Origin of the sequence: Nonlabens ulvanivorans, assembly GCF_032922765.1 — a bacterium.
Taxonomy (GTDB): Bacteria; Bacteroidota; Bacteroidia; order Flavobacteriales; family Flavobacteriaceae; genus Nonlabens; species Nonlabens ulvanivorans.
The window spans coordinates 1,259,915-1,277,883 of sequence record NZ_CP136694.1 but is presented as its reverse complement, the minus strand read 5'-3'; the positions used below and the strand labels follow the sequence as shown (position 1 = coordinate 1,277,883).

Below are 17,969 nucleotides of genomic sequence, written 5' to 3'. Positions count from 1 at the left end.
AGCTTTCTAATTTAGAAAGCTGCTTTTTTTTATTAAGGTAAGAACTCTATTTTAAAGTAGGTCTGCTTTGGCTGTTTGCAAGTTCCCAAGCAGTTACAAACACGAGTTGAGCTCTTTTTTGATAAAGCTCGTACTCAATTTTATCTGGTGTATCGCCTGCACGGTGATAATCCTCATGTGTACCATTGAAATAGAAAATCACTGGCACATCATTCTTTGCAAAATTATAGTGGTCAGAGCGATAGTAAAAACGGTTAGGATCATCTTTACCATTATAAGTGTAATCTAGATCTAACTTCATGTATTTTTCATTGGCCATTTCAGAAAGATCATGTAAGTCCTGACTTAACATATCACTACCTATTAAGTAGATGTAGTCTGTTTTTGCTTCTCTTTTAGGGTCGATACGACCGATCATGTCTATGTTAAGATTTGCAATCGTATTTTCCATAGCATATACAGGATTCTCAGAATAGTACTTACTACCATAAAGTCCGATCTCTTCACCAGTAACGTGTAAGAATAGGATAGAGCGTTTAGGTCCGTATCCATCTTCTGCTGCTTTCTTAAAAGCTTCGGCAATCTCGATAAGTGCAATCGTACCACTACCATCATCATCTGCACCATTAAATACGACACCATTTTTAGTACCGATATGGTCTAGGTGAGCAGATATTACCAGTACTTCTTCAGGCTTTTCAGTTCCTTTAATGAATCCTAGAACATTTTCTGAGGTAAGGTCTGGTTTGTTGAAGTAACTACCAGGAACCGTTTGAAAATAGCTTCCGTCCAGATTTCCACCAGCGACGCCCATTTTCTCATATAAGGACTGAAGATACTCTACCGCTTTTTTCTGTCCTGGAGATCCTGTGTAGCGACCTTCCATTTCATCACTAGCATAGTAATATAGTTGGTCTCTAAGTTCGTCTAAAGTAATTGTATTAGCATACTTCATAGCGTCTACATCTGCATATGCGTTTGTAGATACCATTTCTTTTTTATCCTTTTCTTCGTTGGATTTTTTCTTGCTAGAACAAGAAGCGATAAGGGCAACAGCGCTTACGGCTAGTATGGTGTGTTTAAAATTCAAGATAATATAGTTTAGTGATGGTTTAATTTAATTGCGTTTAAGAACCTTGTATTCTTCATAACACTCGCTTATAGCGTCTAGTATTTGAAGATCATTTGCGGTATCAATAAAGGATTTAGAGTACTGGCAATTGCGTAAGATAGCATCAATACTTACTTTATCCATTTGAAGTAAGTTCATTAAGGTCTCTCGGTCATACTTACTTTGTAGTAAGTTACGTATCTCATCTTGTTCTTTAATCTGCCTTAATTTGCGCATGGAAGTACCTTTCTTACCAAATACATTATAAAGGAAATCTGCTGGATTAAATATAGAGCCCAATACCTTAGTTACAGCGCCTGGTTCATCATTACCAGCTTCATAAGCTTTAGGTAAACCGCTAATGCTGTAGCGTCTATTATTATAGATAGGAGCTTTGCGCGCATCGATCTCTAAAAATCCTGTAAGCGCCACCACTTTAATATCGATTTCTTCTAATGCGATTCCTTTTTCGGTCATAGAAATAGTGACATCTCCAAATTTGAGCCAGTCTTCTGTTACTTTAACTGTGATGGTCTCAAAGCCTATATATGAGAAGAATAGCGTATCGTTAACACGAGCTGGAATTTTAAAAGCTCCAGATTCTGTAGAGATCGTACCTTTTACTTGATTAAGGTTAACGATATTCACATTGCTGATGATGCTATCATTTTTGGCATTGAGTATTTTACCAAAAACAGACGTGCTTTTAGATGTTTCAGTGCTAGTCGTATTCTCCTGAGCAAGACCTGTGCTTGTAATTAAGAGGATTAATAGTAGGGTAAGTTGTTGTAATGCTTTCATTCTGTGAGCTAAAATAATGTAACGAGTTGGGTTTTAATGAGGTTTATTAATTAATTAACTACCTTAAGTTAAATAAGCAATTAGCTTTTTCAACGCAATACCACGATGACTTATTTCACCTTTCTCGACTAAACTCATTTGAGCAAAGGTTTTTTCATAACCATTAGGCATAAAAATAGGGTCGTACCCAAAACCTTTATCGCCATGATAGGACTTAGTTATTACACCATCACAAACACCTTCAAAAAGCGTCTGGTATCGATCCATGTCTAGTGCAAATACGGTCACAAATCGGGCGCTACGATCTCGTTTGTCTTCTAGGTTTTTGAGTAAAAGTTCCATGTTGTCTTCACTACTTTTATGCTCGCCAGCATATCTGGCACTATAAACACCTGGTTCATTATTAAGAGCAAAGACTTCTAATCCTGTATCATCTGCAAAAACAGGTAGGTCATAACGCTGTCTGATAAATTGAACTTTTTGTGCTGCGTTACCAGAAATAGTTGTTGAAGTCTCGGGAATATCTTCATGCATTCCTATATCATCAAGACTTAATAGTTTGATGTTTTCTGGCATCATGATTTGAACTTCTTTGAGCTTATTATTATTATGAGTAGCAAATATGATTTCCATTTTTAAAGTGTGTTTGAGATGTCGACTAGTAATTGAGTGTCAACTTCATGTTTTATATCTGGTCTGTGTAATTCACATTCCGTGCCGAAAAGCATCTGGATTTTTTTATTTTCTCGTTGTATTAAATCAGCAGTGACATATTCGTCTTTGGTTCCAGATATATGAATGTTTCTGGTGGATAAAGATTTAAATTTCACACCATCTAATTCATTGAATTCGTTAGGGATAGAGCCGCTGTGCATTACTAAAGCTTTAACTGGCGAATTGTAGTGTAATAAGAACCTTGTGGCAATTGAAACACCTTGTGAGTAACCCATGATTACCATTCTTTCATCGCGGTGTAAGCCTTCTTCTTTTAAAACTGCATCTACATAATTAAGGTTGTTTTGCATTTCTTGATCTGTGTCAACTCTAGTAAGCCAGCTAGAACCTACGTGCTTAAAGTTTTTACCTAGATAGTATTTTGAAGGCGCTTGTAAAACAATCACTGCATTTTTTAACGGGTCTAAATCAGTAAAATATCTTTTAAAAAACCTAGCGAGGTATCCCAAGCCGTGAAAACAAATCCATATATTCTCTGTAGTTTCAGTTACAGGATTTAATACCTCGTATGAATTAGTATGTTGATAAGCGATTGTTTTTACCATAGTTTGACGACTGTTCCTTATTTTTGGTAAAGATATGGACAAAGAACAGATACTTGCTAGTTGCAATCAGATATGTAAAAATACACTTATGGAAACTCTTGAGATTGAGTTTGTTGATGTAGGTGAGGATTTTCTAACAGCTCGCATGCCAGTGACATCGAGAGTTCATCAACCAGATGGAGTGTTACACGGTGGTGCTAGCGTCGCTCTAGCAGAGTCTGTAGGTAGTGCGGCGAGTTATATTTTTTTGAATACAAAAGAATTTGTAATACGAGGATTAGAGATAAGTGCAAATCACACCAAATCAAAAAAGGATGGTGATGTATTTGCGACAGCTCGATTCTTGCATAAAGGTCGAACGACACAGCTTTGGGAAATCAGAATAGTGGATGAAGAAGAAAGATTGATATCAATCTGTAAGCTCACCACAATCGCTTTAAAAAAAGACTCTTAAACCTTTTAAATTATACCGCTTGCGCGAAAAGTTATTCCAATATTTAAACTTCCTTCTTGAGCAAGACCTTCCGTTTTTGGCACTTAAAATGGCAGGTTCAGCTGAGGTAAAAGTAGTTGCTCAAAATGATCAAACCTGGCATAAAACAACACCTGACAAAGTGGCTTATGCTGTTTTTTCAAAATTCCAAAGTAATGAAAATCAGGTTTATATTCATGCTGATAAGGTCTTAAACTTTAGGTATGATGTTTCTGCATCAGCACCAGAAATTAAACAGTCGATAATTCCAGAAGATGGTAGAAAAGCTTACTTAGAGCTTTTTGAAAAGGCCATGACACGATTAGAAAAAAAGCAATTAAGTAAAGTAGTACTTTCCAGAAAACAAGAGTTTGCTATTGAGGATTCTGATCTTACTATTTTTGAGAGATTGTTAGATACCTATCCAACCGCAAATGGATATTTTTTCTATCATCCACAGGTAGGTAAATGGATGGGTGCAACTCCAGAATTATTGATGAATGCTCAAAGTGATGGTTTGTATTCAGCACAATCGAGAACTGATGCCATACCGCTTCAGGTTTCTACCATGTCACTTGCAGGTACAGCAGTTGATGATGGTAGTTTAAATCATGTATGGGGCGATAAGGAAAAAGAAGAACAACAATTAGTAACAGACTTTATCATCTCTAAATTTAAGGAGTCTGGTGCAATAGATATCAAACAATCACCAGTAGAAACGGTTCAAGCTGGACATCTAATACACTTACGAACTTTTATACAAGCTCGATCTAGTACAAATCAGATAGAACATCTGTTAGGTGCTTTGCATCCTACACCAGCAGTTTGCGGATTACCTAGAGATGAATCTATGGAGTTTATTGTTAATAACGAAAACTATGATAGAAGTTATTATACAGGCTATTTAGGGATTGTAAACGGTGCTTCACATCATTACTTTGTAAATTTAAGATGTATGCAACTGGTAGATAAAAAGGCCATTATTTATGTAGGTGGTGGCGTTACAGCAAAAAGTGATGCTTTGCTAGAGTATCAAGAGACTAGGGCAAAGTTGCAAACGATGCATCGATTATTATAAAATACTTCTAAATGCTGTTTTAAGTAAAGCACCGCGCATTCTTTGTGGGGCAGTAGTTCTAGATGTTTGTGTTCTAGATTGAGAAATTGTTCTTGTAAATGAGTTCTTAACCTTTGTAGCTGTTGAGCTTACAAATAGTACCGATTCATATATTCCTATAAAGGTGTAGAGGATTACAAATTTGAATATTCTCATAGGTTGGTCAGTTTAAGAGAACTAAAGATGATGATTTTATTTTGAATAGCAAAGCGCAATTTTTTAAAATGACATTTCTATTGTCAAACGGTCTGCATAAACAGTTGAAGTGACTTATAATATTTGAAATAATTGTAATTCATTTAGCAATTCATATTTGAAGATTGTTGAAGCCTGCTTTACCTTTGCTATAATGCTATCAGACATACTTCACGCGCAACAGGTACTACTTCTTTTTAAAAAAAGAGGAGTGCAACATATTGTTATTTCTCCAGGATCTAGAAATGCACCGCTTACCATAGGTTTTACAAACGATTCTTATTTTAAGTGTTATAGTATTGTTGATGAACGGTGTGCATCACACTTTGCAATGGGTATCGCACAACAATTAAAGCAATCTGTAGCAGTAGTTTGTACCAGTGGAAGTGCATTGTTAAATTATTATCCTGCTGTTACTGAGGCTTTTTATAGTGAGATTCCTTTAATAGTCCTTAGTGCAGATCGTCCACCACATAAAATAGATATAGGTGATGGACAAACGATCAGACAGCAACATGTTTATGCTAATCATATTCTTTATGATACACATCTAGAGATGATTAATAGTCTAGATGATCAAGAAGCGATGGCGACTAATGAAAGGCTAATCAATAAAGCAATTAATGTCGCCATAACAAATCATGGACCTGTACATATCAATATACCATTTGAAGAACCGCTCTACAATACGGTAAATGTTCCTCAAGTCGATCCTAAGGTGGTTGATCCTATTATTGAAACTAATGCGAGTATACCATCCTTATTTATAGATAGATGGGAGAAAGCTAATCGTAAGTTGGTCATTTTATCTACTTTAAATCCTGATGTATTTACTCAAGATCAGTTGAACTTATTAACCAGTGATCCAACAGTGTTGGTAATGAGTGAAGTGAGTTCTAACATCAGACATGAGAAAATTATATGGGGAATAGATACCCTAATCGCGCCTATTGAAAATGATGAAGATGCTATTGCGCATTTGCAACCTGATATGGTCGTTACCATAGGTGGAATGATCGTTTCTAAAAAAATCAAACAATACCTGCGCAGGTTTGAGACACAATATCATTACCATATCGGTAATCGTCGTGCATATGATACTTTTTTCAAGTTAGCTGGACACATTAAAACAGCTCCATCACATTGGGTTGATCAATTATCTATAAATGAAACTTCAGATAGTTATAGAGATTACTGGCTGCAGTTTTTTAATAATTATCTAATCAAAAGAACGGATTACCTAGCTGCAATACCATGGAGCGATTTTAGAGCCTTCAATTTGATATTTGATAGTTTGCCTGATGATATCGTTTTGCAATTGGGAAACAGCAGTACAATCAGATATGCGCAGCTTTTCCCTATGAACCCGACGCACACCGTATTCTCTAATCGAGGAACTAGCGGTATAGATGGTTCTACGAGCACAGCCATAGGAGCTGCTGTTGCTCAAGATAAACCTACTGTATGTATCACAGGTGATTTAAGCTTTTTGTACGATAGCAATGCTTTGTGGAATAATTACATTCCAGCAAATTTTAAAATAATTGTTATCAATAATAGTGGTGGCGGAATTTTCCGTATTCTACCTGGTGAAAAAGATAATCACACCTTTGATACTTATTTTGAAACGACTCACCAGTTAGACGCTAGTCATTTATGTAAAATGTATGATATTAATTATCATAGGGTTGATGGAGAAGACGCTTTCGCGAAAGCGTATGAAAAATTCCTGAATGATAATTCAAAACCTCAATTACTAGAAATATTTACACCTAGACTTGAAAATGATACCGTTCTTCTAGACTACTTTAAATTTCTCAAATAGAATTTCATCATATCTTATTAATTCTTACATTTAAAGTCTTAACTAATAAACGTAAAATACAATGAGTAAATTTGATGAAAGAGTAGAGAAGTATACCAAAGCTTACAAAGAAAAAGTAGGTGGTAAACTAGATGAAGAGTTATTGAGAAAAGTAACTAAAGGATTAGGGCCATCAATCTATAACAAAGATGCTGAAACTGTAAGTGCTGAAAAAAGCGAGATGGAACGTGTGGTAACTAACTACTTGAAGAAAAAATTAGGTCTTTCAGGTGATAATTTAATGGAGTCTGTAGAGGCTGTTATTGAAAAGTACGGTAAGAGTGAGCGTGCAAAGTATCGCGCTTGTATCTATTACATGCTTTGTGTACACCACGGAAAAGAATCTGTATACAACTAGAAATTAACTAGTAAACATATAAAATCCCGATGCGTGAGCATCGGGATTTTTTTTATATGCATATTATAAATTCTAATGGCACGGAACCATAAAACTTAAACCATTGTAGACTTGATAGACAGCATTACCTTGATCATCAATTTTTATGAAGAATGAAGTGATACTAAAGATAGGCCCATCATTCTCATTGACATTTTTTAGACTTTTAACTGTTAATTCATCACAATAAGTAATGACGTCCATAAAAATCAGATTATTTCTAATGTATGATAACCTTACTACATTTTTACTTCGACTATATTTTTGAAGTTTGTTTAAATCAAAAGAATTTGCTGTATTAAGGTATAAAGCATCTTCATATGCGTTTAGGCTTAATCCCATTTCTTTTAAATATTCACTTTTGTGTTCATTAAAAGTATGCTTTCTTTCAGGATACATTAATATATATACATCGTTAAACCTAAAATCTTTTATTTCTGGATTAATAATAAAAGTTTCATTATTGTCTGCTGGAAAAGTTTTCTCGAGTACTTTAAGGCAAATGCTATATTTATATTCATCATCATACGCTACTTTCTCCTCACAAGAAGCCAGCCCAATTAAAATGATATATAAAATCCAATATTTCATTTACTTCTCTACCGCTTCAACTTCTTCTAGTGTCACCATATCACCACTGTTCCAAGTTTGGATAGTATAATTCATCACGTCAACGACTTCATCATTTTCTAGACCTAGTGATAGCATGATATTATCATAGGATTGTCCATTGACTTCAATAGGTCCTTTAAGGCCGTATTTTACAGCATGGATACTTTCCGTTCGTTTATCTGTCAGCCAGTTTGATGGATTAAGAGGAGGAAAAGCACCTGGAACACCTTTTCCACTAGTCATATGACAGGTCACACAATTCTCTCTATAAATTTCTCTACCTCTTGCGACACTTGCTTCTAGAGGTGTTTTTTTAATCTCCTTTTTTTCTACAGGAGCGGCTGCCGTAGTTTCGTTTTTAGAATTGCCACAACTGGTTAACACCATAAGAGCAACTAGAGTAATTAAATATTTCATATTATTTTTTTTCGATTTTAAATATTCCTTTTCCTTCGACAGCAATATAAATAAGTCCATCAGGACCTATTTTTACATTGCGCAAGCGACCTATTTTATCGGCAACCTTTTCTCTTTTTGTCACTCGATTACCGTCCATATAAAGCATTTCAAGATATTGAAATTTTAATGATCCCACTAAGAAGTTACCATTCCATTCTTTATAAGCTGGATTATTAATAATAGCAAAACCACTAGGTGCAATGCTGGGTACCCAATAGTAAATAGGTTGTTCCATGCCTTCTTTTTCTGTAATGTCAGTAAATGTCGTGCCGCTATAATTAATACCATAGCTTATGACTGGCCAGCCATAGTTCTTTCCAGATTCTATAATATTAATCTCATCGCCACCTTGTGGTCCATGCTCATGAGCTATAATCTTCCCAGTTACTGGATGAGTCGTCATTCCCTGCGGATTTCTATTTCCATAACTGTAAATAGCAGTTTTAATTCCTATGGTATCAATACTTTTTGCAATCTCTACAAATGGATTATCGTCAGGAATGCTGCCGTCATCATTAATACGGTAAATTTTACCACAGTCTCTATAAATATCTTGCGGATTCACATCACGGTTACCTCGATCACCTATGGAGAAATATAAATGACCTTCGCGATCCCATGTAAATCTGCTACCGAAGTGTTGCCCTTTTTTAGAATTGGGCATCGCTTTATAAAGGACTTCTAGGTCTTCTAACTTATTGTTTTTAAGTACAGCTCTTGCGATAGTGGTATTTCCTCCATCGCCACCACCCATTTTTGAAGCATAAGAGATGTAAATGAAGTTGTTTTTTTCAAATTGTGGATGAACAGTCACGTCTAGTAATCCACCTTGACCACGCAAGTAAACCTCTGGCACACCTTTAATCTCTAAGCTTTTTGAGCCATTGAACTTGTAAAGTCGTCTTTCTTTCTCTGTATAGAGCAAGTCACCATTAGGTAACCAGGTCATTCCCCACGGATTATCAAGATCTTCAACAATAGGTGTAATGCTATAGTTTTTTTGATCGTCAATAAAGGGAATATTATCTACTTGAGGAGCATTGTTAGATATAGTTGATTTTGATATTGTAACTGTTGTAGATTCCACTAGCTCTTTTTCTTGAATTTTCTTTTTACAAGAGCTCAACACAATCAATAACATTATAGTAGTTAAAACTTTCATGATATTTTATTAAGTGTATCTAAATGTAATCAATTGAACAAAAAAGATTCCTATGAGCTTCATAAAAAAACCTTTTTGAGGTATTGTTATACTAATAATTACACTCTATTTTTGTTCTTATTAATATTAATAAGAACAAAAAAATAATTATGAGATATATTTTATTGTTAATCGCATTAGTTTGCATTTGGGGTGGTGGTCAAGGTGTTTATACCGCAAGTCAAAATAAAACACCTTCTATTATTGATGTTAATTCATTAACTGATGGTGAATTACCTGAGAAAGAGTGGCTGCAATTAGAAAATTGTAAAGTTAATTTAACTGAGGCCGTTTATTTTGAAAGTGTTTTTGGTAATGGTCTTGCCGAAGAGTTATTCATTCCATTAAATACTGAAAATGATTCTATAGCGGTCTTTGTATCTGAAAAGTCTCAAAATGTTTTAGACGTATTTAATTTAATTAATACTCAAACTGATCCAGTAAAAACAGATCATTTTATTGAAAAATATAAACATCTCATCTTTAAAGATAGTATAACCTATACTGGATTAGTTAGGTACGGGATAGATCTAGATAATAAACAGTGGAGACACTTGGCCAGTACTTCTCCTAAACTGGTAAAGAAATTTATTATAATTGATAAAAATACGGTCCCAAGTAATAAGTCCTCATATTTTATTTTGAGTCTTGGAGTGTTACTCCTCATTTTTTCAATTAGAAGTTTTTTAAAGAGGAAAGCATCTTAAAAAGTTCTTTTAGGGACATATAAAAAAATCTCTTTTCAATTTGAAAAGAGATTTCACAGTTTATGGTTAGTTATAATTTATATGATAGGCGAGTGAAGGCTAATTCAAACTAAATCCTAAATGATAAATTAATATAGAGTACTATGCTTGATAAGGTGAAATTCCCCAATCGTCAGTAGCATTTCCTGTTCTAGGTGTGATTCTGTTACGTGATAACATCGGGAAATCAGAATCAGAGTCGATAAATCTATTAGTAATACGCATGATAGTAAGTTTATGTGGTTATAATATTAGAGTAGTTAATAGCATGTATTATGCTAATCTGTAACGTCTTTTTGCATTCCAGTTATCGCTGTAAGTTCTGTCTGGACGGAATCTTTTATTCGTTAATTCAGTGATGGTTTTAAAGGTGTCGCTCGCTTTCATAATAGTTGTTTTTTGTTGTTATGCTTATATGACGACACTTTTTTTAAAATGTTACACTACTTTGTAAAACATAGTAGTAAAAAATTTATAAAACATTGTTATTTAGGTGATTGTATTGCTAATTTTTTTAGCATAAAAAGGAAAAGCGATTTCTGTTAAAAGAAATCGCTTTGCTTTGAGTTGGTGGAGTCTAGTTATTCGTTGTATTTACCGTTGTAATAATCCTTAATAGCTCCTTCACTATAAACTACAGTTTGTTTAAGCGATGGATAGTTTTGCAATGCCCAATGTTTGAAGATTTCATATTTGATATCTGATAGTCCAGTTTCACCTTGTGAGGGGAAAGTGCCGTATAATACTTTACCATTAGGATTTTCAATTATCGTCATTATATCTTTAGGCTCTTTACTGTCATCTATTACGATGGATGTTCCGTTAGTCGTGATTTGCCTTTTAATTTCAAAGTAACGCATTCCTTCTTTTGTTCTACGATATGTTGCAAAATCTTTGACTAATTGTTTTGCGTTAGTAGAATCGATTATTATATCTTTTTTAGAATCCCAAAAGTTATAATCATAATTCTTGTACCATAGTTTATCTTCTTCACTAATTCCTTTATAATAATCTTTTTGACCAAACTTAAATTCAGAATAGAGAGGAAGAATAAAATTTTCTTGTTTTTTATAATCAAAAGTCAAGGTCTTACCATCTTCTGTAATTCGTGCTTTCGTTCTGTCAATACTATCTCGAGCCCATTCTACAAATTCTGAATATTCCTTACGAGTAACAGTTTGATTAAAAGCTTTTAACTTCATAGAGTCCTTAGCTTTTAATGTTCTATAAATACTATCAATTATCTTCAAATCATCCTTTGAAGTGATTTTTGCAAAATCAAAACCTTCATCAATACAATATGAAGTAATAACATTTTGTAATTCATAAAGTGAATTTAAATCTTTGAGGCTTATAGAATCCAACACTTTGATTCTATTATTCAATTCACTAATTTGATTTTCAAGAGTAGGTTCTTTTTCTTTTATGGTTGTACAAGAAGTATAAACCACAGCACTAGTTAGTAACAATAACAAGCTTAAATATCTCACGCTAGCGATTTTAGGACTGGAATCTTTGTATAACATGGATATACGTGTCTTAATAGTTTTAATGTTGAAGAACATATTTGCAAACGGAATATCACTTGTTGCAAATCGTTTATTAAGCAATAATTCAGTGTAATGTTGCTTACCTATTTGGTTTGCTACAGCGGCATCTGCGAGGAGTTCATGCGTTAATTTTAATCTGTTTAGAAATAGATAATTAAACGGATTGAACCACAATACAATATTTAAAACCTGAAAGAATAAAAGGTCAAGATGATGATTTTGAACAATATGTACTTGCTCGTGTTCTAAAATAGTGTCTAATTGATGCTCTTCGATTTGTTCACCAATTAAGATTTTACCCAGAAAAGACAGAGCTATATTACTATCACTAATTCGATAGTATTTAATTCCATTCGTTTCACATTCCTTTCCGGCAGATTGAAGTAAGCTGAGTTGATAATAATTTTTTATAAACCAGAGTAACGATATAAAAGCTCCTGCAAAATAAATCCACCACCATGAGAAAGTTACAGTAGGCTCTTCAAGAGTTGGTGCTTGTGGAGTAGGTGATTGGTATTTAGGTTCAGTAGCAGTTTGAAACTTGTTGAAAGTCATTTGAGATACAACATGAGAAGATGGAGCAATGGGAATACCTTCAGGCTCTTGATTTAAAGTCTCTATGTTTATAAAAGGAACAAACCATAATAATACTGGAATAGCTATGAGATACAATCTATTTGTAGTAAAGAAGGTAGTGTTTTTAAGCAATAACTCATAAATAAGTGTTGCAATCGTAAATAGAATGATTGTGGTGGTGATATAATTTTCCATCAGTTCTTATTTATATCCTTAAGTATTTCTTCCAGATCTTTAACGCTAAGATCTTCCTGTTGCATAAAAAACGACACCATATTTTTAAACGAACCTTTAAAATAGTTGCTCGCCATTTTTTGTGCGCTTGCCGCAGTATATGTTTCTTTTGAAACGCTAGGGAAGTAGATGTGACCACGACCTTCTTTACGGTAATCCACAAAGTTCTTGTTCTCTAAGATTCTTATAATGGTAGAAACGGTATTGTACGCTGGCTTTGGTTCAGGCATTTGATCTATAATACTTGCGACATTTGCTTCCTTAAGCTCCCATAAATGGTGCATGATTTCTTCTTCGGCAGTGGTGAGTGTTTTCATGTTCAACTAATTTCTTAGTTCAAATATAAACTAAGTTTTTAGTTTAAACTAAAAACTTAGTTGAAAAATATTTTAGACTAGATGAAACATCACAGGTTTTGCTCTGAAAATCATTATAGATTTATGAAGAAATCAAGATTCTAAATAGAGTAGTACTCGTAAAGTCATAACCGGTGAGGTTTGACTTGATTCAATAAAGAATGATTTTTCTTTCCCTGAAAAAGGAAAATGAGATTTTAAATTACACTTGCGGCTAAACTCCAAAGGTTTAGTATTTAAACTAAAGCATGGATTTTAAAATGTGTCATATTTATAAAGTTTGAAGAGTTTTTTAAGCGAAACCGTTGGGGTTTAATCGTCATGAATCAAAATCATTAATACTAAAACCTCACAGGTTTCAGTCATTAAAATCAGTATAGATTTATTAAGAAATCAATATATTACATAAAATATTGCTCATAAAATCAATACCTGTGAGGTTTGGCTTTTTAAAACTAGGAGACCTCAATCTGCTCCCAAAGCTTTTCACTCGATAAGCGATAGGTTCCTACAAAATCCCAATTACATTCTTTTGGTGCAATGACAGATAGGAAATGCCTGCCGTCTTTACCTAAATATAGGTGGTAGATTTCGCCTACAATAGGTTCAAAAGAGAATTTTGCTCCATATACCAATTGGTTATCCTTAAATTTTTTAACTATGGCATCATACTCTGCTTTGAGTTGTTCAAATTTGGATTTGATTTCATGGTTGACCTTATTAATATTGGTTTGCTTCCATGATGTGATATCAGGTGTTGTTATTTTAGGAGCTGCAACGCCACTGGAATAGGGAAGAAGTGCGGCATTATAAGTGCCAGTTTCTTCATCATACACAACATAATCTGGTTTTTTTTCCTCGCTCATGCTACAAATTTACGATACGGCCACTTGTTTTGTGTAAGATTAACATGAATTTCTTAAACAAGAAATCGAGACAGATGCGCCTATCCCGATTTTAATAACTCATCAATCCCCTACAATTGCTGAATCATTTTACTAAATTATTGATTATTAGGTGTAAAATACGTGGTAAAATCATATTATGTCATTCTCATTCTATGAAACCTTAGTTTGACTTGATGAAATACGCTTTCGCGAAAGCGTAACAATTATGCCCTAACTGCTACTAATTAAATATGACAAACGAAATACACTTTAAAGATTTTGAACCACAAGTAATTAAAAAAAGCTTTTGGTCGGGAAATGACTATGAATCAACAGAAGCGGTTCTAGAGCGCGTTAATGAATGGATCCGTAAAAATTACAATTTTAAAATCATTAATGTAGAAACCTTATTAGTTCCCACAATGAGCTACACAAAAAAGAAAACAAACACCAAAAAATTGAATATGGGCGGCGGCTATGTTTATATGATTGAGGTGGTGAGAGTATGGTATCAATAGGATAGGACTTATATTTGTAATCTAAAATTATATATATGTCCATCAACTGGAAAACTGCCATAGAATTTGAAGATATCACCTATAAAAAAAGTAACGGTATTGCCCGTATAGCTTTTAATAGACCAGAGGTGCGCAACGCTTTTAGACCTAAAACAGTTGCCGAATTGATTAAAGCATTTTATGATGCACAAGAAGATCTATCTATAGGAGTGGTTATTTTAACCGGTGAAGGACCGTCTAAAAAAGATGGTGGATGGGCTTTTTGTAGTGGTGGCGATCAAAATGCTCGTGGTCATGATGGTTATAAGGATGATTCTGGTACTGGTAGATTAAATATTCTAGAAGTACAACGCATGATCCGTTTTATGCCTAAGGTGGTGATATGTGCCGTACCTGGATGGGCTGTAGGTGGTGGACACAGTCTACATGTAGTTTGTGATATGACCATCGCTAGTAAAGAGCATGGTGTTTTCAAACAAACAGATACCGACGTGGCTAGTGTAGATGCTGGTTATGGAAGTGCCTATCTAGCAAAGATGGTAGGACAGAAAAAAGCACGTGAGATTTTCTTTTTAGGAAGAACCTATAGCGCTCAAGAGGCTATGGACATGGGAATGGTTAATGCTGTAGTACCGCATGAAGAGCTGGATCAAACAGCCTATGATTGGGGACAAGAAATACTTAAAAAATCTCCTATAGCAATTAAAATGGCAAAATTTGCTATGAATGCAACAGATGATGGTATGGTAGGGCAGCAGGTATTTGCAGGTGAAATGACACGTCTTATTTACATGACTGATGAAGCTCGAGAAGGTCGTGAGGCTTTCCTAGAAAAACGTGAACCTAATTGGGGAACAGATCGATACATTCCATAATGATCGGAATATGATGTAAATCTGTTTTAATCGTAATATTTTAAAAATAATAGGTCATCTTTATTATACAAGCTGACCTATTTTTATTTGATATATGAGTGTATGATTTTTTAAACAATAGATTATTTAGTCATTTATTGATTTAAGATTATCAAACCACGTATTGTGTAAGCATAAACTAACACTCTGTTTTTAATTAAATTAGCAGTTGATATCTAGCAATATATCTCCTACAAGAATTCTGTTATGACAAATCATCAAGAGACAATCAAGCAATTGATTGAACAAATAGGAATACTCTCTAGAAAGCAAGAGGCTTTTAAGTATGAGATATTTGAGTTAAAAAATAAACTAGATCAATTACAATCTTCTATTGATGCATCTGATAATGTTGAAAAAGCAACATTAGATCAAACCGATTATGTGGTTAAAAGTGAACCTATTGTGACTGGACATAGGGAATGGATAGATTCCAATGTCCATGATGAAGCGACAATAGCACAACCAAGTTTTCAACATCAGAAAAATCAAAATAGTAAAGTAACTCATAATACTTCTCAAAAGTCTAAGAAGCTTTCACCATTTAGAAAATCTAATCTTGAAAAGTTTATAGGAGAAAACTTATTGAACAAAATAGGAATTCTAATATTAGTGATAGGGATAGGGATAGGAGCAAAATATTCAATTGAGAATGAATTAATAAGTCCTTTAACGCGTATTGTATTAGGTTATTTATCTGCTATCGGCTTATTAGGATTTGGGATTAAGTTAAAGAAGAAATACGAGTCTTACAGCGCAGTACTGGTAAGTGGCGCGATTGTTATTCTTTACTTTATTACCTTTTTTGCTTATAGTTTTTATGAACTAATACCGCAGACGTTAGCATTTGCTATGATGGTTTTATTTACGGTATTTACTATAGTGGCATCTTTAAATTATAACCGCCAGATTATAGCACATCTAGGTTTAGTAGGTGCCTATGCAGTTCCATTTTTATTAAGTAATGATTCTGGTAGAGTAGAAGTCTTGTTCAGCTATATCGCTATTATTAATATTGGGATTTTAATAATTGCCTTTAAAAAGTATTGGAAACCATTATATTATTCGGCTTTTGGATTGACATGGTTAATTTATCTATCATGGTTTGTGATGGACTATAGCAATGATTCTTACTTTATCCTTGCTTTAAGTTTCTTACTACTTTTTTATCTCACTTTTTATTTGACTTTCTTAGCTTATAAATTGGTCAAGAAAGAAGGTTTTGCAGCTACTGATATCGTAATGCTTTTAATGAATTCGTTCATATTTTATGGATTAGGTTATGCAATTCTTAATGATAACGCAATTGGCGAGGACTATCTAGGACTATTTACCTTAGGAAATGCTGTGATCCATTTTATAGTAGCTACTATCATTTATAAAAAGCAATTGAGTGATAAGAAGTTATTCTATCTAGCAACAGCACTAGTACTAGCATTTATATCCATTGCTATACCAGTACAACTAGATGGTAATTGGGTTACTTTATTATGGACAGCTCAAGCTACATTATTGTTTTGGCTGGGTACATCAAAAAAGATTTCTATTTATGAAAAGCTATCTTACCCATTGATAGCACTTGCTTTCATAAGTTTGATTCATGACTGGTCGTATAATTATGATAGCTATTACCATCTAGAGGATAACTTAATAACACCATTGTTAAATACTAGTTTTCTAACTTCTATTCTATTTACAACTGCAATCGGTTTTATAGTATTCTTACAAAGTAAGGGTGATTTCCTATCGTCATTAAAAGAAGGTAGCACTTGGTTAAAGATAGTGTCATATGCTGTTCCTATATTGTTTGTATTCAGTTTGTACTATTCTTTTAGGTTGGAAATAGAAGCTTATTGGAATCAGTTGTTTTCATTGTCAGAACTACAGAATAAATCTATCAGTGATTATGTAGTTACCGTTAATGATTATAGTTTAAGGGATTTTAAAATAGTTTGGGTTATTAACTATACGCTACTATTTTTAGGTGTCATTGGGTATTTAAACTACAAAAAGATTAAAAACATAGTCCTAGAAAATTCAATCTTGATACTGACAATTATAAGTGTCGTTGTATTTCTAACACAAGGATTATACGCATTAAGTGAACTAAGAGATGCTTATATAGAACCGTCCATCTACTATAATAGAGGTTCGTTTTATCTAATAATACGCTATATATCTTTTGCGTTTCTAGGTTTTTCAATGCTATCCTTATATCGTTACATTAAAAAAGATGATATTCATAAAGGCTTCAAGATTGCTTATGATGTTATTTTACACATAACAATAGTTTGGGTGGTGAGTAGTGAGTTGATTCATTGGTTAGATCTGGCAGGTGCACGAGATTCTTATAAATTAGGATTAAGTATTCTATGGGGTGTTTATTCTTTCCTTTTAATAGGTTTCGGTATTTTAAAGAATAAACCATATTTGAGAATAGGAGGAATGGCACTATTTGCAATTACCTTAATTAAGTTATTCTTTTATGATATAGCGCATTTAAATACTATATCTAAAACGATTGTATTCGTTTCTCTAGGGATACTATTGCTAATTATCTCGTTCTTATACAATAAGAATAAGAATAAAATTAACTATACCAGCGATACAAATTCCATGAAATCTATTGAAGAAACAAAGGAATTCATTGATGAATTTGACAACCAAAACGATATTTAA

Annotated in this window: 20 protein-coding genes; 8 read left to right on the top strand and 12 right to left on the bottom strand. The window is 33.6% G+C overall.

The annotated features are described in order from the left end of the window. Positions 1 to 46: 46 nt before the first annotated feature. The 4 genes from R1T42_RS05820 to R1T42_RS05805 all read right to left on the bottom strand — a co-directional run bounded on the left by R1T42_RS05820 (position 47) and on the right by R1T42_RS05805 (position 3,192). A complete protein-coding gene (locus R1T42_RS05820; RefSeq protein ID WP_394805718.1) occupies positions 47 to 1,090 on the bottom strand; it encodes a M28 family metallopeptidase in 1,044 nt (347 codons plus the stop codon). 27 nt (positions 1,091 to 1,117) lie between these two features. Further along, the gene (locus R1T42_RS05815; RefSeq protein WP_042246848.1) at positions 1,118 to 1,912 is read right to left on the bottom strand and encodes a carboxypeptidase-like regulatory domain-containing protein; all 795 of its coding nucleotides are present in this window, start codon (positions 1,910 to 1,912) and stop codon (positions 1,118 to 1,120) included. Positions 1,913 to 1,975: 63 nt separating this feature from the next. Further along, positions 1,976 to 2,545, bottom strand: coding sequence for a non-canonical purine NTP diphosphatase (locus R1T42_RS05810; RefSeq protein ID WP_317291648.1), 570 nt, complete (start codon positions 2,543 to 2,545; stop codon positions 1,976 to 1,978). A 2-nt stretch (positions 2,546 to 2,547) separates the two neighbouring features. Beyond that, the gene (locus R1T42_RS05805) at positions 2,548 to 3,192 is read right to left on the bottom strand and encodes an alpha/beta hydrolase (protein ID WP_317291647.1); all 645 of its coding nucleotides are present in this window, start codon (positions 3,190 to 3,192) and stop codon (positions 2,548 to 2,550) included. A gap of 34 nt (positions 3,193 to 3,226) precedes the next feature. On the opposite strand from R1T42_RS05805, the gene R1T42_RS05800 reads away from it, so the two are divergent. After that, positions 3,227 to 3,646, top strand: coding sequence for a PaaI family thioesterase (locus tag R1T42_RS05800; protein ID WP_317291646.1), 420 nt, complete (start codon positions 3,227 to 3,229; stop codon positions 3,644 to 3,646). Positions 3,647 to 3,665: 19 nt separating this feature from the next. Further along, complete coding sequence (locus R1T42_RS05795; protein WP_317291645.1) at positions 3,666 to 4,742, top strand: chorismate-binding protein; 1,077 nt, start codon at positions 3,666 to 3,668, stop codon at positions 4,740 to 4,742. Here R1T42_RS05795 and R1T42_RS05790 read toward each other — a convergent pair. Continuing rightward, positions 4,737 to 4,937 carry a hypothetical protein gene (locus tag R1T42_RS05790; RefSeq protein ID WP_317291644.1) on the bottom strand — a complete coding sequence of 67 codons (201 nt, stop codon included), beginning with the start codon at positions 4,935 to 4,937 and terminating at the stop codon, positions 4,737 to 4,739. The genes R1T42_RS05795 and R1T42_RS05790 overlap by 6 nt on opposite strands. Before the next feature lie 193 nt (positions 4,938 to 5,130). Here R1T42_RS05790 and menD point away from each other — a divergent pair, with 193 nt between their 5' ends. Both menD and R1T42_RS05780 read left to right on the top strand, forming a co-directional pair. Continuing rightward, a complete protein-coding gene (menD, locus tag R1T42_RS05785; RefSeq protein WP_317291643.1) occupies positions 5,131 to 6,801 on the top strand; it encodes a 2-succinyl-5-enolpyruvyl-6-hydroxy-3-cyclohexene-1-carboxylic-acid synthase in 1,671 nt (556 codons plus the stop codon). 61 nt (positions 6,802 to 6,862) lie between these two features. Next, positions 6,863 to 7,198 (top strand): DUF2853 family protein, encoded by a 336-nt coding sequence (locus R1T42_RS05780; protein WP_006795449.1) that lies wholly within the window; start codon positions 6,863 to 6,865, stop codon positions 7,196 to 7,198. Positions 7,199 to 7,270: 72 nt separating this feature from the next. Here R1T42_RS05780 and R1T42_RS05775 read toward each other — a convergent pair whose 3' ends face one another. The 3 genes from R1T42_RS05775 to R1T42_RS05765 are packed head-to-tail and all read right to left on the bottom strand — an operon-like array spanning position 7,271 to position 9,470. Further along, entirely contained in the window at positions 7,271 to 7,828 is a 558-nt protein-coding gene (locus tag R1T42_RS05775) for a hypothetical protein (RefSeq protein WP_317291642.1), read from the bottom strand. Continuing rightward, positions 7,829 to 8,266 carry a c-type cytochrome gene (locus R1T42_RS05770; RefSeq protein WP_317291641.1) on the bottom strand — a complete coding sequence of 146 codons (438 nt, stop codon included), beginning with the start codon at positions 8,264 to 8,266 and terminating at the stop codon, positions 7,829 to 7,831. A 1-nt stretch (position 8,267) separates the two neighbouring features. Next, complete coding sequence (locus tag R1T42_RS05765; protein ID WP_317291640.1) at positions 8,268 to 9,470, bottom strand: PQQ-dependent sugar dehydrogenase; 1,203 nt, start codon at positions 9,468 to 9,470, stop codon at positions 8,268 to 8,270. 149 nt (positions 9,471 to 9,619) lie between these two features. Here R1T42_RS05765 and R1T42_RS05760 point away from each other — a divergent pair, with 149 nt between their 5' ends. Then, positions 9,620 to 10,216: a hypothetical protein gene (locus R1T42_RS05760; RefSeq protein WP_317291639.1), complete on the top strand. Its 597-nt coding sequence runs from the start codon at positions 9,620 to 9,622 to the stop codon at positions 10,214 to 10,216. A gap of 141 nt (positions 10,217 to 10,357) precedes the next feature. On the opposite strand, the gene R1T42_RS05755 is transcribed toward R1T42_RS05760, so the two are convergent. The 4 genes from R1T42_RS05755 to R1T42_RS05740 all read right to left on the bottom strand — a co-directional run bounded on the left by R1T42_RS05755 (position 10,358) and on the right by R1T42_RS05740 (position 13,837). Further along, a complete protein-coding gene (locus tag R1T42_RS05755) occupies positions 10,358 to 10,480 on the bottom strand; it encodes a hypothetical protein (protein ID WP_262496362.1) in 123 nt (40 codons plus the stop codon). Between the two features lie 356 nt (positions 10,481 to 10,836). Continuing rightward, positions 10,837 to 12,576, bottom strand: a complete 1,740-nt coding sequence (locus R1T42_RS05750; protein WP_317291638.1) for a M56 family metallopeptidase — start codon at positions 12,574 to 12,576, stop codon at positions 10,837 to 10,839. Next, positions 12,576 to 12,932 carry a BlaI/MecI/CopY family transcriptional regulator gene (locus R1T42_RS05745; RefSeq protein ID WP_317291637.1) on the bottom strand — a complete coding sequence of 119 codons (357 nt, stop codon included), beginning with the start codon at positions 12,930 to 12,932 and terminating at the stop codon, positions 12,576 to 12,578. The genes R1T42_RS05750 and R1T42_RS05745 overlap by 1 nt, the downstream gene beginning before the upstream one ends. A gap of 494 nt (positions 12,933 to 13,426) precedes the next feature. After that, the gene (locus R1T42_RS05740; RefSeq protein WP_317291636.1) at positions 13,427 to 13,837 is read right to left on the bottom strand and encodes a DUF2452 domain-containing protein; all 411 of its coding nucleotides are present in this window, start codon (positions 13,835 to 13,837) and stop codon (positions 13,427 to 13,429) included. Positions 13,838 to 14,109: 272 nt separating this feature from the next. Between R1T42_RS05740 and R1T42_RS05735 the strand changes: the two genes are divergently transcribed. The 3 genes from R1T42_RS05735 (at position 14,110) to R1T42_RS05725 (ending at position 17,969) form a co-directional block, all read left to right on the top strand. Then, a complete protein-coding gene (locus R1T42_RS05735) occupies positions 14,110 to 14,376 on the top strand; it encodes a hypothetical protein (protein ID WP_317291635.1) in 267 nt (88 codons plus the stop codon). Between the two features lie 35 nt (positions 14,377 to 14,411). Next, the gene (locus tag R1T42_RS05730; protein ID WP_036584870.1) at positions 14,412 to 15,251 is read left to right on the top strand and encodes a 1,4-dihydroxy-2-naphthoyl-CoA synthase; all 840 of its coding nucleotides are present in this window, start codon (positions 14,412 to 14,414) and stop codon (positions 15,249 to 15,251) included. Positions 15,252 to 15,497: 246 nt separating this feature from the next. Beyond that, the gene (locus R1T42_RS05725; protein ID WP_317291634.1) at positions 15,498 to 17,969 is read left to right on the top strand and encodes a DUF2339 domain-containing protein; all 2,472 of its coding nucleotides are present in this window, start codon (positions 15,498 to 15,500) and stop codon (positions 17,967 to 17,969) included.

What these genes read in the sequence shown, in the direction of transcription:
- R1T42_RS05780 (WP_006795449.1), top strand. Translation starts at nt 6,863, where the DNA reads ATGAGTAAATTTGATGAAAGAGTAGAGAAGTATACCAAAGCTTACAAA.
- R1T42_RS05725 (WP_317291634.1), top strand. Translation starts at nt 15,498, where the DNA reads ATGACAAATCATCAAGAGACAATCAAGCAATTGATTGAACAAATAGGA.
- R1T42_RS05735 (WP_317291635.1), top strand. Translation starts at nt 14,110, where the DNA reads ATGACAAACGAAATACACTTTAAAGATTTTGAACCACAAGTAATTAAA.
- R1T42_RS05745 (WP_317291637.1), bottom strand. Translation starts at nt 12,932, where the DNA reads ATGAAAACACTCACCACTGCCGAAGAAGAAATCATGCACCATTTATGG.
- R1T42_RS05800 (WP_317291646.1), top strand. Translation starts at nt 3,227, where the DNA reads ATGGACAAAGAACAGATACTTGCTAGTTGCAATCAGATATGTAAAAAT.
- R1T42_RS05790 (WP_317291644.1), bottom strand. Translation starts at nt 4,937, where the DNA reads ATGAGAATATTCAAATTTGTAATCCTCTACACCTTTATAGGAATATAT.
- menD (WP_317291643.1), top strand. Translation starts at nt 5,131, where the DNA reads ATGCTATCAGACATACTTCACGCGCAACAGGTACTACTTCTTTTTAAA.
- R1T42_RS05805 (WP_317291647.1), bottom strand. Translation starts at nt 3,192, where the DNA reads ATGGTAAAAACAATCGCTTATCAACATACTAATTCATACGAGGTATTA.
- R1T42_RS05740 (WP_317291636.1), bottom strand. Translation starts at nt 13,837, where the DNA reads ATGAGCGAGGAAAAAAAACCAGATTATGTTGTGTATGATGAAGAAACT.
- R1T42_RS05765 (WP_317291640.1), bottom strand. Translation starts at nt 9,470, where the DNA reads ATGAAAGTTTTAACTACTATAATGTTATTGATTGTGTTGAGCTCTTGT.
- R1T42_RS05815 (WP_042246848.1), bottom strand. Translation starts at nt 1,912, where the DNA reads ATGAAAGCATTACAACAACTTACCCTACTATTAATCCTCTTAATTACA.
- R1T42_RS05730 (WP_036584870.1), top strand. Translation starts at nt 14,412, where the DNA reads ATGTCCATCAACTGGAAAACTGCCATAGAATTTGAAGATATCACCTAT.
- R1T42_RS05755 (WP_262496362.1), bottom strand. Translation starts at nt 10,480, where the DNA reads ATGCGTATTACTAATAGATTTATCGACTCTGATTCTGATTTCCCGATG.
- R1T42_RS05750 (WP_317291638.1), bottom strand. Translation starts at nt 12,576, where the DNA reads ATGGAAAATTATATCACCACCACAATCATTCTATTTACGATTGCAACA.
- R1T42_RS05810 (WP_317291648.1), bottom strand. Translation starts at nt 2,545, where the DNA reads ATGGAAATCATATTTGCTACTCATAATAATAATAAGCTCAAAGAAGTT.
- R1T42_RS05775 (WP_317291642.1), bottom strand. Translation starts at nt 7,828, where the DNA reads ATGAAATATTGGATTTTATATATCATTTTAATTGGGCTGGCTTCTTGT.
- R1T42_RS05770 (WP_317291641.1), bottom strand. Translation starts at nt 8,266, where the DNA reads ATGAAATATTTAATTACTCTAGTTGCTCTTATGGTGTTAACCAGTTGT.
- R1T42_RS05760 (WP_317291639.1), top strand. Translation starts at nt 9,620, where the DNA reads ATGAGATATATTTTATTGTTAATCGCATTAGTTTGCATTTGGGGTGGT.